Annotated in this window: 14 protein-coding genes and 1 other annotated feature; of the genes, 2 read left to right on the top strand and 12 right to left on the bottom strand. The window is 38.1% G+C overall.

Annotated features, from left to right (window positions below; all coding sequences use genetic code 11):
- Window positions 1–98: 98 nt before the first annotated feature.
- Complete coding sequence (gene nox / locus IGI52_RS03155) at window positions 99–1,430, bottom strand: H2O-forming NADH oxidase (protein ID WP_438780477.1); 1,332 nt, start codon at window positions 1,428–1,430, stop codon at window positions 99–101.
- A 325-nt stretch (window positions 1,431–1,755) separates the two neighbouring features.
- Between nox and IGI52_RS03150 the strand changes: the two genes are divergently transcribed.
- On the top strand, window positions 1,756–2,427 hold the full coding sequence (locus tag IGI52_RS03150) for a Crp/Fnr family transcriptional regulator (RefSeq protein ID WP_438780476.1): 672 nt from the start codon (window positions 1,756–1,758) through the stop codon (window positions 2,425–2,427).
- 100 nt (window positions 2,428–2,527) lie between these two features.
- On the opposite strand, the gene IGI52_RS03145 is transcribed toward IGI52_RS03150, so the two are convergent.
- The 11 genes from IGI52_RS03145 to IGI52_RS03095 form a co-directional block, all read right to left on the bottom strand.
- Complete coding sequence (locus IGI52_RS03145) at window positions 2,528–2,935, bottom strand: SRPBCC family protein (protein ID WP_438780475.1); 408 nt, start codon at window positions 2,933–2,935, stop codon at window positions 2,528–2,530.
- Between the two features lie 104 nt (window positions 2,936–3,039).
- Window positions 3,040–3,546, bottom strand: coding sequence for a peptide-methionine (S)-S-oxide reductase MsrA (msrA, locus tag IGI52_RS03140; RefSeq protein ID WP_438780474.1), 507 nt, complete (start codon window positions 3,544–3,546; stop codon window positions 3,040–3,042).
- Between the two features lie 19 nt (window positions 3,547–3,565).
- The gene (locus tag IGI52_RS03135; protein WP_438780473.1) at window positions 3,566–4,381 is read right to left on the bottom strand and encodes a MetQ/NlpA family ABC transporter substrate-binding protein; all 816 of its coding nucleotides are present in this window, start codon (window positions 4,379–4,381) and stop codon (window positions 3,566–3,568) included.
- A gap of 72 nt (window positions 4,382–4,453) precedes the next feature.
- Window positions 4,454–4,686, bottom strand: a binding site (T-box leader).
- Between the two features lie 90 nt (window positions 4,687–4,776).
- The gene (locus IGI52_RS03130) at window positions 4,777–5,409 is read right to left on the bottom strand and encodes an HAD family hydrolase (RefSeq protein WP_438780472.1); all 633 of its coding nucleotides are present in this window, start codon (window positions 5,407–5,409) and stop codon (window positions 4,777–4,779) included.
- Window positions 5,410–5,418: 9 nt separating this feature from the next.
- The gene (locus IGI52_RS03125) at window positions 5,419–8,148 is read right to left on the bottom strand and encodes a sigma 54-interacting transcriptional regulator (protein ID WP_304569764.1); all 2,730 of its coding nucleotides are present in this window, start codon (window positions 8,146–8,148) and stop codon (window positions 5,419–5,421) included.
- Between the two features lie 135 nt (window positions 8,149–8,283).
- Window positions 8,284–9,261, bottom strand: a complete 978-nt coding sequence (locus tag IGI52_RS03120) for an SIS domain-containing protein (protein WP_102871310.1) — start codon at window positions 9,259–9,261, stop codon at window positions 8,284–8,286.
- A 91-nt stretch (window positions 9,262–9,352) separates the two neighbouring features.
- Window positions 9,353–10,168, bottom strand: a complete 816-nt coding sequence (locus IGI52_RS03115; RefSeq protein ID WP_016180092.1) for a PTS system mannose/fructose/sorbose family transporter subunit IID — start codon at window positions 10,166–10,168, stop codon at window positions 9,353–9,355.
- Between the two features lie 15 nt (window positions 10,169–10,183).
- Window positions 10,184–10,972 (bottom strand): PTS mannose/fructose/sorbose/N-acetylgalactosamine transporter subunit IIC, encoded by a 789-nt coding sequence (locus IGI52_RS03110; protein ID WP_016180091.1) that lies wholly within the window; start codon window positions 10,970–10,972, stop codon window positions 10,184–10,186.
- A gap of 14 nt (window positions 10,973–10,986) precedes the next feature.
- Window positions 10,987–11,457, bottom strand: a complete 471-nt coding sequence (locus tag IGI52_RS03105) for a PTS sugar transporter subunit IIB (protein WP_048720553.1) — start codon at window positions 11,455–11,457, stop codon at window positions 10,987–10,989.
- A complete protein-coding gene (locus IGI52_RS03100) occupies window positions 11,454–11,873 on the bottom strand; it encodes a PTS sugar transporter subunit IIA (RefSeq protein ID WP_016180089.1) in 420 nt (139 codons plus the stop codon). Before IGI52_RS03100 ends, IGI52_RS03105 begins: the two co-directional genes overlap by 4 nt.
- 416 nt (window positions 11,874–12,289) lie before the next feature.
- The gene (locus tag IGI52_RS03095; protein ID WP_438780471.1) at window positions 12,290–13,273 is read right to left on the bottom strand and encodes a sugar isomerase; all 984 of its coding nucleotides are present in this window, start codon (window positions 13,271–13,273) and stop codon (window positions 12,290–12,292) included.
- Between the two features lie 167 nt (window positions 13,274–13,440).
- Between IGI52_RS03095 and IGI52_RS03090 the strand changes: the two genes are divergently transcribed.
- The gene (locus IGI52_RS03090; protein ID WP_438780470.1) at window positions 13,441–14,148 is read left to right on the top strand and encodes a GntR family transcriptional regulator; all 708 of its coding nucleotides are present in this window, start codon (window positions 13,441–13,443) and stop codon (window positions 14,146–14,148) included.
- Window positions 14,149–14,210 lie beyond the last annotated feature (62 nt).

The raw sequence follows: 14,210 nt of genomic DNA, 5'->3' as shown, positions 1-14,210 counted from the left end.
AAATTCAAAATCTAAGTTTAACGTAAAACTTGGATTATTAGGAATTCTGAGCAAAAAAAATAATATCCATCAATCTTAATGACTGATGGATACTATTTTTATTCTGCGCTTAATGCAGCCATTGTGATGTAATTGTATGGCTGATTAAAGTGTGGCAAGAAGAAAATATCTAATAGTTTCAGCTTATCGATGGTTACTTGCTCTTCAATAGCAAGTGAGAACATATGGATCACACCTGAGATATCTTCTGTTGATGATAATTGTGCACCAACTACACGACGAGAGCTTTCTTCATAGACAATCCGTATTTTAACTTTTGCATTTTGTTTCATAAAACCTGGCCGCTGCAGATCTTCAAAGTCTGTATACTTCACAGCAATGCCATTTTTAGCCGCTGCTTCTACTGACAAGCCCGTTGAAACCATATGCAAGCCGAAAATCGAGATTCCATTTGAGCCCTGTACACCAGTCGATTCTAGCGCCACACCTCCAACATTGTACCCCGCCACAATACCTGAACGTACAGCGTTGGTTGCTAGTGCGATATAGGTCGTGTCTTGTAGGGCATTAGAGTAAATCGTTGCGCAATCACCTACAGCATAGACATTCGGATCACTAGTTTGCTGGTGAAGGTCAACCAAATAAGCGCCGTTTTTAAATAGTTCTAAATGGTCTTTACCCAGTTCGTTATTTGGTAAGAAGCCGATCGCATTGATCACTAGGTCAACACTGTATTCACCTTTATCTGTTACGATTGATTCAACTTTTACTTCGCCTTTATATTCTTTAGCTAATTCCCCAAAGTGCAGGTCAATTCCGTGCTCGCTTAAAATCGTATCCATATCATCAGTAAACCATTTATCGTAATAACTCGGTAATGAGCGCTCCATCGCATCAAAAAGTAATACATTTTTACCGCGACGCTTAGCTGCCTCAGCTATTTCTACACCGATATAGCCTGCCCCGATTACTGCAACATTTTGAATATTATCTGCGCTTAAAATTTCATCAACAGCTTTTCCGTCTTGGAAACGTTTTAAGAAATGAATATTTTCTAAATCACGTCCAGGAACTTTGGGAGAAATTGGTACGGAGCCGGTTGCCAAAATCAATTTATCGTAGTCTTCAACAAAGGTTTCACCAGATTTTGCTACGCAATGCACCTCTTTTTTTTCATAGTCAATTCGATCGACAGTTGTTTCCATTGAGATTCGAGCGCCTTTACTTTCGAAATCTTCACGTTTTGTATAAAATAAGCCCTCATAAGAATCAATTTGACGTCCTACCCACAGTGCTGTTCCACAACCTAAATAGCTAAGATTGTTGTTTCGGTCAATCATTACTACTTCTTGATCTGGAAAATTATCCAAAAGTGTGTTTGCTGCTGCAATTCCAGCATGATTTGTACCTACAATTACTGTTTTTGTCATTCATTCTACCTCCTAATTTTTGAAAGCATTTACATTACAATTATGATTGTAACATACTTCACGAATGGCATTTAAAAAAATGCAAATAATTTAAAATAATTTTCAAAAAGGTATTAATATTGATTTGAACAGCTAAATCGTCTTTTTAACAACAGAAATACTTTCTTAGAGGAAATACGTTTTTACTCTTTCTATACTCTAAAGTAAGAAACAGGTACATCTATTAGATTTTTGGAATTGCGTTTTCTCTTTTAAAGCTTTAAATCAAGATTAATAGTAAAATGAGAGTGAAATCTTTTTATCTGAAAGAAATGAGGCGAAATAGATGGAGACTGGCTTGGAAAAGCACCACCTTGATTTACTGGACAAATATGGTTTATTAGATCACCAATCTGTTTGTAGAGTTCAACAATTCGATTCAGGAGAAACCATTTTTGCTCAAGGTGTGGAGTATAAATATATTATGATCGTTGTTTCTGGAAAAGCAAAGGTGTGCACTAGTGCTCCTAGTGGAAAAGATTTGGTCTTAGCCTATTATCTTTCTAGCGGATTGATTGGTGATGTTGAACTGATGTCCGATACCACTTACGCGACCGCATCGGTTATCACTCTCTCAGCCTTTGAGTGTATTATTGTTCCCTTTCAAGACAATCAAGATTCGATGTTTAAAAATCTGACTTTTATGACTACACTAGCAAAAGGCTTATCAGAAAACCTAATCAGCAGTTCTTACAATTACACTTCGAATGCTCTTTATTCTGGAGAGCAGCGTCTTTGTACTTATATTTTACAAGGAGCCTATAAAAATTACTTCTTTGATAATTTGACTGATGTGGCCGCCACGATAGGGATTAGCTATCGTCATTTGCTGCGCCTACTGAATAAATTATGTGATGACGCTATTTTAAAACGAGAAAAACGCAGATTTCAAATACTTGATAAAGATCAGCTTGTTCAGCGCTCATCAGAAGCAGAATATTTTACAAAGAATCACTGATAAAAAAATTAGCCATTCGTCTCTCCTGTTATGAGTCGAATGGCTTATTCACTACTGTTTTTCAGTAATTTATTGCGAGCTTTTCTTCAAAAAACATTGCTTATTCTTTATTTGCTAAATAATTAGTCAAATCATCTACATATCGTTTCTGTTGCTTAGTTAAATAGCTTTTCACAAAAGGCCTCATATAAATTTTTTTTGGAGAGACATCCTCAAGGAAATGAATTTTAGTCTTTGTCTTTGACAATGATTGAAACTCTCCAATCCATTTTCCGCTAATATTCTCATTATCCATTGTAAAAGCGTACAATTTTAGCGGTTCATAGGTTGTTATTACAAATTTTGTTGGAAAGCCTTGATTCGTATATTCAATAAACACCTTTTTATCTTCTAAAACCTCAATTTTGCTAAGATCACTACGCCAGTCTGCATTTGTCAAATCTGTTACAATATGCCAAATTGTTTCAATCGGTTCATTAAAGACAGCTTCAATTGTTGTTTTCACCATGATTATCCACCCCTCTCAGTTCATTTTAACTTTTTTGAAAGAAAAGAACCTCTCAATCTGTGTCCAAAATGACGAGCTTTTCTAAAAAGGAGTGGAAAAAAATTTTACCAGAACTCTTTAATGAACTGTTCTCTTCGCTCAGCATTTTTATGATAGTTCTCTGGATTTCTTTGATAGTAATCCTGATGTTCTGCTTCTGCCGGATAAAAGGTTGAGGCTTCCTCAATTTGAGTCACGATTGGTTGGTCAAAATGTCCGCTATTTTGAAGAGCAGTGTGACTCGCTTCAGCGACTTTCTTTTGCTGCTCATTAAAATAATAAATCACTGGGCGATAGCTACTTCCGCGATCTTCAAACTGACCAAAGGCATCGGTTGGATCGGTTTGCTGCCAATAGATCTCTACTAATTCTTCATAGGATATCAATTCAGGATCAAAAATAATTTCAACTGCCTCTGTATGTCCAGTTTTTCCGCTTTTTACTTCCAAATAGCTAGGATTTTCTGTTTCTCCGCCGGTATAACCTGAAATAACTGACTCAATACCTGGCAGACTATCAAAAGGTTTGACCATACACCAGAAACATCCCCCTGCAAAAATTGCTCTTTCCATTTACATCACCTATTCTTTCTTATTCGTTGACAGGGACAACTGAGCCGCCCCATTTTTTCTCGATCCATTTTTGGACTTTGGGTTCATGTAATGCTTCTACGATTTTTTTGATTTCTTTTTTATTCTTATCATCGGTTCTCGTAGCTACAATATTGACATAGGGTGAGTCGTTTTGTTCGATCATTAATGAATCTTTGACGGGGTTCAAACCTTTTTCATAGGCGAAATTAGAGTTGATCGCTACTAGATCGCCTTCGTTATTTTCATACGCTGACGTTAAAAGTGTTGGATCAACAGTATGTTCAAAAACCAAATTTTTGGGATTTTCAATAATATCATCGAAAGAAGCTTGATCAATCGCCACACCTGGTTTAAGTTTTATTAACTTGTTTTTCGCAAAAATAGTTAAAATCCGCCCCCATTCAGAAGGCACATTCGAAACAATCACCTTTGCACCGTTCGGTATCTCACTGACCTTTTTTATGTTATGTGAGTAAATCCCCATAGGTTCTAAATGGATTGCTCCTACATTCGAAAATTTATAGCCATTTTCTTTTTTCTGTAGATTAAAATACGGAACTGTTGAAAAATAATTAGCATCAATGTCGCCGTTTTCTAATGCTTTATTGGGTAGAACATAATCATCGAACTTGACGATTTCTAAATCAATTCCCTCTTTTTTTAATTCTGGTTTGATATGTTCCAGAATTTCCGCGTGGGGGGTTGGCGAAGCGCCAATCTTGATTTTATTTGTTGTTTTTGCTGAGCTTGAACCGCAGGCTGTTAAAAATATGATGCTTCCTAAAATCATTAAAACCAGACTAAACTTTTTCATATCGACACACTCCTATTAATTTTTGACAAATAAAAAAATATCCATCCCTTTATTTACCAGACTACTGATAAATAAAGGGACGAATATTTTCGCGTTACCACCCTTATTCGTATTATCCTCGCAGATAATACCTCAACGGTACAGACATACCCGGCGATATAACGGTCGCTTCCCGTACAGCTTGCGTGAACAAACTGAATGCTCAGAGCTCATCTTCATTGATTTTCCACGATCCCTCTTTTCACCAGCCGAGGGTCTCTTTTAAACGTTTCGCGATCAACTACTCTTCTCTTCAATGCGTGATTATTGATTGAAGTTATTCTAATATAAAAAATTTAGATTTGCAACAAAATAAGAAATTCTCCAGCATTTTTTATTGGAGAATTTCTTTATGGTTACTTGATTAGTTGTGGCAGGCTTAAAAGTTCCTCTAGCTCATTGATTACTACATCTGCCTCTCGTTGATCCATTAAGAAAGCTTGTTTTAGAGCTACAGTGTAAATACCCGCGGCTTTAGCTGAGGCAATCCCTAAAGTTGAATCCTCCACAGCCAAACAGTCGGAACAATTGAGCATTTTACGACTAATCCTATAGATTTCTGGATTTGGCTTACTTTCTTTCACCTCTTCACCACTGATCGTAAATGAAAAGTATTTCTCAAGCTGGCAATCGGATAACATTTGATTGATTTCTTTGCGTGGAGAAGAAGAGGCCAAGCCAATTGAGAGTCCCTTCTCTGATAGTTTTGTTAATACTTGCGGTACCGAACTTCTCAAAGCTTTTTTAAAATCAATACCATGATGCTTTTTATACTCAAGATATTCTTGATGAAGTTTTTCACGTTTTGTCTCATTTTCAGAAACCAGTAACTTCCAGGTTTGTTTTTCAGAATTGCCAACATAGTCTTCAAATTTATCTGAACCTGGTTGAATTCCTTTCGCTTTAAAAAAGTCCATTCGTCGCTCAAAATAGTAAGGCTCACTATCGATCAATACTCCATCCATATCAAAAATAACTGCTTTATCCATACCTTCACCTTAATCCTTTACAATGTCATTTAATAAACGAAGCTCTAATAAGGGTAATTCAATTGTATATTCCTTTTCGACCTCTTGGAATGCTTGATGAATCAACTCCATATTGTGTCCTTCCTTTTGCACATACTCCTCTATATCCGCCTGCTCATCGACACTTTCCTTGCGTAAAATCCGTTCGATCATGGAACAGCAATGCATATAAAGTAAAAATAGCTGATTGTTTGAAAACTCGATAGCCATCAACCGTTCCAATTCCTGCACAGCCTTTTGGACTAAACGCAGGACTTTAGTGGCGTCTAGGATCGTTAAGTTTTCGACGATTTTATTGATTGAGAAGTTGAAAATCAATTGATTTTTAAAGGCTTCACTATCAATGTCTACCTGTTCGTGCAATAGTTCGGCGAATTCACCAACAGCCTCGCCATTTATCAACTGGTCCAGACCGATGTATGGTACCTGATTAATTTTAGGATTTTCTGTGCCGACAATCATTAATACATCATACAACTGGAAAGGTGTTTCATACATTTTATTCTCTGATAATTTATGATAGTCATAGGGAAGAATGGTTAATTCCTTCGCAGAATCCCCTAAACATTTTAGTAGGATTTCTTGGATTTGTGTCGCACTTCCGATACCAGTATAACAGCATGTGATAATCGCCTTTTTCTTATTTAGTTCAGGAATAATCAGCTGCTTCTGGATTCGATTCTCCACATTAATCGCCTCATAAACCTCGGTCACACTGTCGCCACTGATGATATGCTGCCCCACTTCCAGAACAAGTGGCGTACTGACGTTATCAATAATTACCAACGGGCTTTTGATATGATTAGACAACCGTTCTCCTAATTGATTAAAGGAGCCCATATCTACTAACAGAATCAATCCCGAATCAGTCCGATAATCGTTGATATAACGGATAATCTGCGCCTCCACCTTATCAAGGGTGATATTAATCGGCATATCGTAGGCTTGAAAGACATTTTTTCCCAGCATTCGATTAACTACATTTGCCAAACTGCTAGCTGTTGAATAGCCATGAGCTAAGACAATACATTTCACATCATTTGGCAGGTCGCTGATCTGCAAACTATAAAAATAGAAGGTGACAAATACAATATCTTCTTCCAATATTTGCTGGTCCAATTGCTGCGATAAATACGTTAGCAACTTCTTAGCATACCAAAAAGGGGTTTCCAAGAATGAATCCAAAAATTCCAGCAGTTCATTTTTTTGCTCCTGCCATTCATAATGACTGCTTAAAATATCTGTATTATCTTTTAAATAAAGGTAACTGGCTAAGGAAACCACACGATTGCCATCCTGCTCGAAGCCATAATTTTCATACATCATATCCAGTGTTTGGCGAATATGGTAGGTCAGGACGGAATACAACGATTCTTCCTTCTCGTAAGTTCCTTGAAAAATGAACTCATCCATCATTTGAGTAACTCGTGCCACATTATTATCAATGAACTCTTGCGTCAGGTTTTCTTTTTGCTGAACTTTTTTAAAATCATTCAATACCTCAGCAAAAAAGTTCCGTAAAAGCTGTGTTTCCTTGCTTTCTAGGTAAATTTGCTGTGCTGTATTCGGCAGGTACGTACGATCAGACATTTTCTTTTTTGGTTTACTGAACTGTTCTTTAAATTTCAGATTATACTCTAATGGTAGATCCTTTAAACGGACGGTGATTGTTTGATTTTTCTTCTGATGAACATAAGCGTTGCCACAGGCATATTTGATGATATTCTTGATTTTCCCAACATTTCCCTCCAGATCGCTATTCAATAAAAAGTCGATCATTTGATAGGATACCTGCAGCTCCTTTTCTAAAATGCTGCTCTCCGCAATGAAAAAGGAATCAATTAAACGCAGGCGTTCTGATTGTGGTCGATTTTGAAATTTAGGCAATGTCACAATTACCGGCAGACGCCTCAAAAAAGTAGGCAAAAAGGTGGAATAGACATTTTCAGTAGTAGCGAAGACTAAACGGACATTCGCCTTTCGCCGAATACTTGTATCACCCATCGGAGAAAACTCGCCAGTATCCATGAAGGTAAATAATTTTTCTTGCCCTTCTTCTGATAAGCGATGAACTTCATCTAAGAAGAGAATTCCCCCATCGGCCTTTTCGATCAATCCGCTGTGCTCATGATCTGCACCTGTAAAAGCGCCTTTGGTATGTCCAAACAAAGCCGAGGATAATAACTCAGGATTGTTATAATACTGCGCACAGTTATAGGCGATAAATGGTGCTTTCGCATCAATTACCTGTTGTTCTTTGGCATATTCATAAATTTTTTCCGCTAAAAAAGTCTTTCCAGATCCGCTCACACCCATTAGTAAGATTGGTAAGCCATGATGGGGATACAAAACGGCCGTCTTTATTTGGTCGATTGCTTCCTTCAAGCTTCCATTCGCACCAATAATTTTTTCTAGCGCGCTTCCTTTGTCCTGGGAAAATAGTTCCTCTAGTGAATCATATTCAACTTTAGAAATTTGGACAGACGCATCCTCTAAGGCTTTTCTATGTAAAAATAAAACTGGGTAACTTTTGATTTTTACTAGCTCTCCGTCACGAAATGCTTGATTCAAATAGCTGCTAATGGTACTTCGATTTAATTGCAGAGACTCAGCGATTTGATAAGCCGAAAAACGTTCATCGGAGCCAGCCTTTAGATTCATAGTAAGTTCATATAAGTAATCGTCTAATTCCTTTTTCATTTTCATCACCTGCTTTAATCGATTTCTTGTACCTTTGCTTCTATTGTAAAGCATTTCTTTGATCATAAGGATTACTTTTTTTAATGCGAAAAAACCGAGACAAATATCTCAGTTTTTCCGCCAATTAGTTTGCAACTAATAAGAGAGTTTCCACATATAGCGACGTTTAGTAAGCGGATGTTCTCTGGCATAGGACAATTCTTCTGCATACACTCTGAATACCGCAGTAATCACGAATGGGTTGAAATAATCTAACACTTCTTTTTCAATGAAAGCGGACAAGCCATAATCTAAGGCATCTACAACTTCTGTTTTCGCATCAAAACGATCTAAGAAAGCCAATGCACGAGAGTCAATCGCACGAGTCTTGCCATCGTTCATCAATAAAATGAATGGGACATCTTTGTCGACGATTTCAAACGGACCATGGAAAAATTCACCAGCATGGAAGGTTCCTGAATTGATCCATTGCATTTCCATCATTAAGCAAACAGAAGATGAGTAAGCAACTTCGTGAGTGGCACCGCTGCTCATGATATAAATGACTTTTTCGTCTTTGAAGCGTTGTGCGAATTGTTTTGCAGCCTTACGAGCAGATTCCGCACTTTCTTGTGCCAAATCATAGATTTTAGCAAAGCCATCCATCATTTTGTTATAATGTTCATAGCCTTCAACTTGGTTTAGAAGCTCTACAGCTAATAATAAGCAATAGCCTGTTTTTTCAAGCTTTGTCGCATAGTTTTCAGCAAATCCATGATAAATTACGTAATCTGCATCTTTTGTTAACGGCGCGTCAATTATTCGTGTTAAACTAATAACTGTAGCACCTTTATCTTTGGCAATCGCGTTGGCTTCTACTGTTTCTGGAGTTGCCCCTCCAAGTGAAGCCGAGATCACAACTGTGGTCTCATCGATTGAAGTAGGTGTCGCGTAGTTGAATTCGTTGGCTGTGTAGTGACTAATGCGTAATTGTTTCGCATTTTGGTCTAAAAAGTATTTTGCTGGATACAAATCTGCTTTTGATGCGCCACAGCCGACGAAAACAACGTGTTTTACCTCATGCTTGCCTACAATCTCTTTGATAATTTCTTTTGCTTCCATCGTTGAATTCATTTTCTGAATTCCTCCTCAGTTTTTTCTTTTTTATTTAGAGAAACAGACGATTCGGTATTTCTACCTTCATCATTCAGTTCCAACTACCAGATTAAACAAAAATCCCTAAAGCGCTTAAAATCAAACCGCCGACAATACAGATCAAAAGCATGATACTTGTATTTACTTTCTTTTGCAGCAGCCAATACATGAACATCGTTAATGCAAACGGCAGCATTTGCGGCATGATACTGTCTAAAACATCTTGCAGCACAAAGGTTTTACCGAATTTGATTGGTGTGGTGATCCCGATCATACTGGCAATCATCGCACCGATAACCATCAGACCAATGATCGAGCAGACATACATCACACGATCCATCAATCCGCCTTCGTATAACTTAGTCAAATATTTATTCCCCATATTATAGCCGAATTTCCCGCCATAATAAGTCACTAGAAAAGAAGGAACAAAGGAGATGACCATTGCTAAAATCGGACCTAAAATACTGCCCTGTTGTGCTAAATTAATTCCTAAACCAAAGGCTAAAACTCGAACGGTCCCTTGGAAAAAGGAGTCGCCGATTCCAGATAGCGGCCCCATTAGTGACGTTTTTACTGAATTGATCGTATCTGGATTAAAGCCTTCTTGATCTTCATAGTATTGTTCTTCCATTGACGCTGTTAGCCCTAAAACAAATGCACTGGTTTGCGGTGTACAATTGTAATACAGCATATGCCGTTGATAGGCTTCCTTTTTCAACGCATCATCTTTTGGATCTTTATAGATCCGGTCTAAGGTTGGAGCTATTCCATAAAGAAATCCCATATTCATCGCACGCTCATAATTCCAAGAATCCTGAATTGCCCATGAGCGCCAGAAAAATTGCCAATATTTACGACGGTTTTGATCTTTTTCTTGTGCCATTTTGTTACCCTCCTTTTATAGATCATCCAATGCATCAGGCTCTTGATCCGGTCCGCTGCCACCACTGCCGCCAGATTTGTTTGCCTCAATTTGGTACATAACAAAGGCCACGATTCCCGCAAATAAGGCTACACCAGTAATCCCTAAGCCTGAATAAGCAGTAATCAAGAAGCCTAAAACCAAGAACGGCATCATTTTTTTAGACAGCATCGTTTGCAGCAATAAAGCAAACCCGTAAGCTGGCAGTAACTTACTTGCTAAGTTCAATCCATCGGTGATCCATTCTGGAATCGCGTCAACGATTGATTTTACTAGGTCTGTTCCAAAGTAAATCGCTAAGAAGATCGGAACAAAATACATTAGTGAGTAAAGAATGGTTCCCCAGACAATGTGAATATGCTGGACTCGCTTAAACTTGCCTTCTTCAATTAGTGCATCGGCTCGGTGAGTTAAACTTGCTAAAACTGTTCGCATCAAAATCCCTAATAGTTGTCCTAAAATAGCGATTGGAATGGCAATTGTCAAAGCTGTCTCTGCATTTGAACCAGATAAAATTGCAAAAGCTGTTGCGATAACTGCTCCTAATGTCATATCTGCAGGGACGGCTGCTCCGACCTGAACAACCCCTAAAGAGATCAATTCGATTGATGCACCAACCAGTAATCCTTTCTCCAAATCCCCTAATGCTAAACCCACCAAAGTCCCAACAATCAAGGGACGTTCGAAGTTCAACCGGCCCAATAAACGGGAATCCAACATGACGAACACACCAATCAATCCTAAAACTATTGATTGAACCAACATTTAAAGCCCTCCTTTTAAATTAGTTTATTTAAATCCTCTGATTTAGAGGTTGGTATCTGCTGCATATACTGCTTGACTCCCATCTCCTTCAACTTTTTCGCTTCCATCTGCTCTTCCTCATTCAAGAAAATCGCACTGCCAAATTGCTTGCCGTTATTGGTCTTTGGTATCCCGCCATAATTGATTTCTTTGATTTTCGGGTAGGCTTCGCAAAAAGCGAGTGTTTCTTTCGTATTGCCAAAAATCAACATAATATTTTCCTTCAATGTTTCCACCTTCGCCATTTTAGAGAGAGCTTCCTCAACTGTGAAAATGTTTAGCTTCACGCCTGTGGGTTTCGCCAAATTTAAAGACATTTTCTTGAACTCGTCTGTCGCTGCTTCGTTATTGATCACGATGATGCGATTGATTCCTTGCGATTTGGTCCAAGAAAAGACCACTTGTCCGTGTAGCAGCCGATAATCAATTCGTACTAGCTTAATCATAAATCATCACCTCCAGTATTTATTTTTGCTGTTAATAATTGTTTGCAGTCGATCATTCCTTGACGACTTTCCTCAAGAATCATGTTCATTTGTTCTGAAGTGATTTTCCCAGATTGTGTGGCAATTGAAATTACCAGTGGTAAATTCATCCCTGCAAACAAATGAACTTCTGGATGTTCTTGTTGGATCGCTAACAAATCATTATTCACACTCCCTCCAAAAATGTCCGTTAAAATATAGACATCCTCATACCCGATTTTTTCAAGTAGATGTTCTACCTGACGTTTAATTGGCTCATCTTCATCACGAAATGCGGACAAAGCAAAGATGTTGCCTTCATCTCCGATGATCATCGATGATGTTTGTTTTAATCCCTGCGAAAAATCTCCGTGACTGGCTAAAATAATCTTGTTCATTCCCTATCCTCCTACTTATTCGTTCGTTGCGAATGTCGTTTCTTGTTGAAGAGTACTCAACCTTTTTACCAAATGGCCTTCTTCACGAACTACGAGAAGTTGAACTGACATTCTTATAACTGTTCTCACTTTTATATAAGCAACTGGCGTGCCAACTTTTGTTACATCCTATAAATGCTTCTATCACAAGGATCTCCAGCTTCTCCCAACACTTACGGAGGACTTTTAGAGATTGTGTGGAGAGAGTGTTGATGAACGTTTTTTTTGAGAAATGATAAAGTAGTCTTCGAGAGAATTGTTTTTGAAGTTTCTCAACAATGCGAGAGAAGATGCTTTTCTACTATTACAATTGTTCTAGAAAAAGGACGATGAAATAAAAAAGCTCAGCGATTTATGATTCGCTGAGCTCCTCTTTTCTAGTTGTACGAGGCTTTCCACATATAGGTACGTTGAGTGTAATCTTTTTTTATTTGGTAAGCGAGTTCTCGCATGAAGACATTATTTAAAATCGGAGAAAAAATCAGATGATTAAAGTGCTCTGAAACCTTTGAATCAATTTGTCTTAATCCTAGCTCATGTGAGTCTAGCACGAAGACTTTCTTTCCACCAAACTCTCGTAAAAAGCGCGCCGCCCGTTCATCGTTTGGTCGACTACCGCCTTCTCCAATTAGAAGAAAAACAGAGGTTTCTTCATTAATCACTTCAAAAGGTCCATGGAAGAAATCACAGCTGTTGACGGTTGGTGAATCAATTTGTAGCATTTCCATAATGTTGCAAATCGAGAAAATGTAGGCTGCTCCATAAGCGGCGCCACTGCCCATGACATGAATGGATTTAGAGTCGCGATTTTGAAGCGCCCATTTGATTGCTTTTGTCCGAATATCCTTGACCGCTTGTTTGTAAAGCGCGTCGATTTCTTCAAAACTCTTCATGGCAGTAGTCATGTGCTCGTAGCCCTCCACAACGTCCATCACTGTCATAGCTAGCTTCAACCCATAAGCAGCATTTGTCTTAGAAAAATCACTCTCATCCACCGCAACAGAATCATAATGAATCTTATAGTCACAAACCTCGGTTAATTCAGATTCGTCAATATACAACGCAATTGTTGCTGCACCGCGCTTTTTCGCTACCTTGGATGCTTCAATCGTTTCTGGAGTTCCTCGCATAGAACAAATAACTGCTAAAGTCGTTTCGTTAACAAAGGCTGGCGGTGCTTTGACAAATTCATTGCTGGTGATATTTTTTGAGCGCAGCTTCGATGATTCCTGATCTAAAAAATAATGGCCTGGATAAAAACCGCCGTAGCTTCCTCCTGCCGCTAACCAAATCACCTGCTGGATGCCTCCGATTGACTGCTTCTCTTCATGAATCGTTTGGATCATTTCTTTGATTATCATACTGTTTCTTCCTTTCATTATCAAAATACTTATCTGCCTATCTATATAACGAGTTTAATACAAGTTAAGATACATGTCAATACATGTATAGAACTAATTATAAAACTTGTCCTATAGTTGAACTATTATGATTTTTTGCTTATAATTGAGAAAAAGGCGGTGTAACAATGGTTCGAAAGATAATTGATGAACATAAACCACTCTACTTACAGATTAAAGAAGCGATCCTTCAGCAGATTAAGAAAAAAGAGTTGGTCGCAGGAGATAAGCTCCTCTCTGAAGCACAATTCCAAAAGAGCTTTCATGTCAGTCGAATTACCGTACGAAAAGCGATTGATGAGTTGGTTGAGGAAGGTTATTTAACCCGCCTTCAAGGAAAAGGAACCTTTGTAAAAAATCAGAATCAGGAAATGCAGAAAAGCTTATCCTTGACTCAAGTTTGTCTTGATCAGGGAAAAAAGCTTACTTCAGAAGTACTTGCAGTGAAAGAAACGCTTGTCCCAGCGGATTTTACTACCCTTTTTGGCTCAGATAAAAGTATTATGGTCGAGCGTCTTCGTAAGGTCGATGGGGTGGCAATCATGCTGGAAAAAAATTATTTACCTACAGATTTTACATTTTTACATGAATGTGACCTTTCCGGATCGCTTTATGAAGCACTGGCAAAGCATGAAATAGAGCCCAAAGTTAAAGGAATGAACCAAGTGGGTATCAAACAATTAACGAATCAGCAAGCAGCATTATTCAATGTTCAAAGCGGCCTATCAGTGATTCAGCATAAGGGAACCGTCTATGATACGAAAAATCAACTGGTGCTAGCTTCCGAGGAACTTGTTCGTGTAGATCTACCAGACCTGTTTAAGTATTATTTATAACGCACATGATTCTTTGGCCAACAGAATAGGCTCTAAGTCAAATCGTGTTGTTTTCATTAAAT

The organism is Enterococcus sp. DIV0187 (assembly GCF_051713785.1).
Taxonomy (GTDB): domain Bacteria; phylum Bacillota; class Bacilli; order Lactobacillales; family Enterococcaceae; genus Enterococcus_A; species Enterococcus_A avium.
The sequence above is the reverse complement of the archived record's forward strand: the minus strand, read 5'-3'. Positions and strand labels throughout refer to the sequence as shown.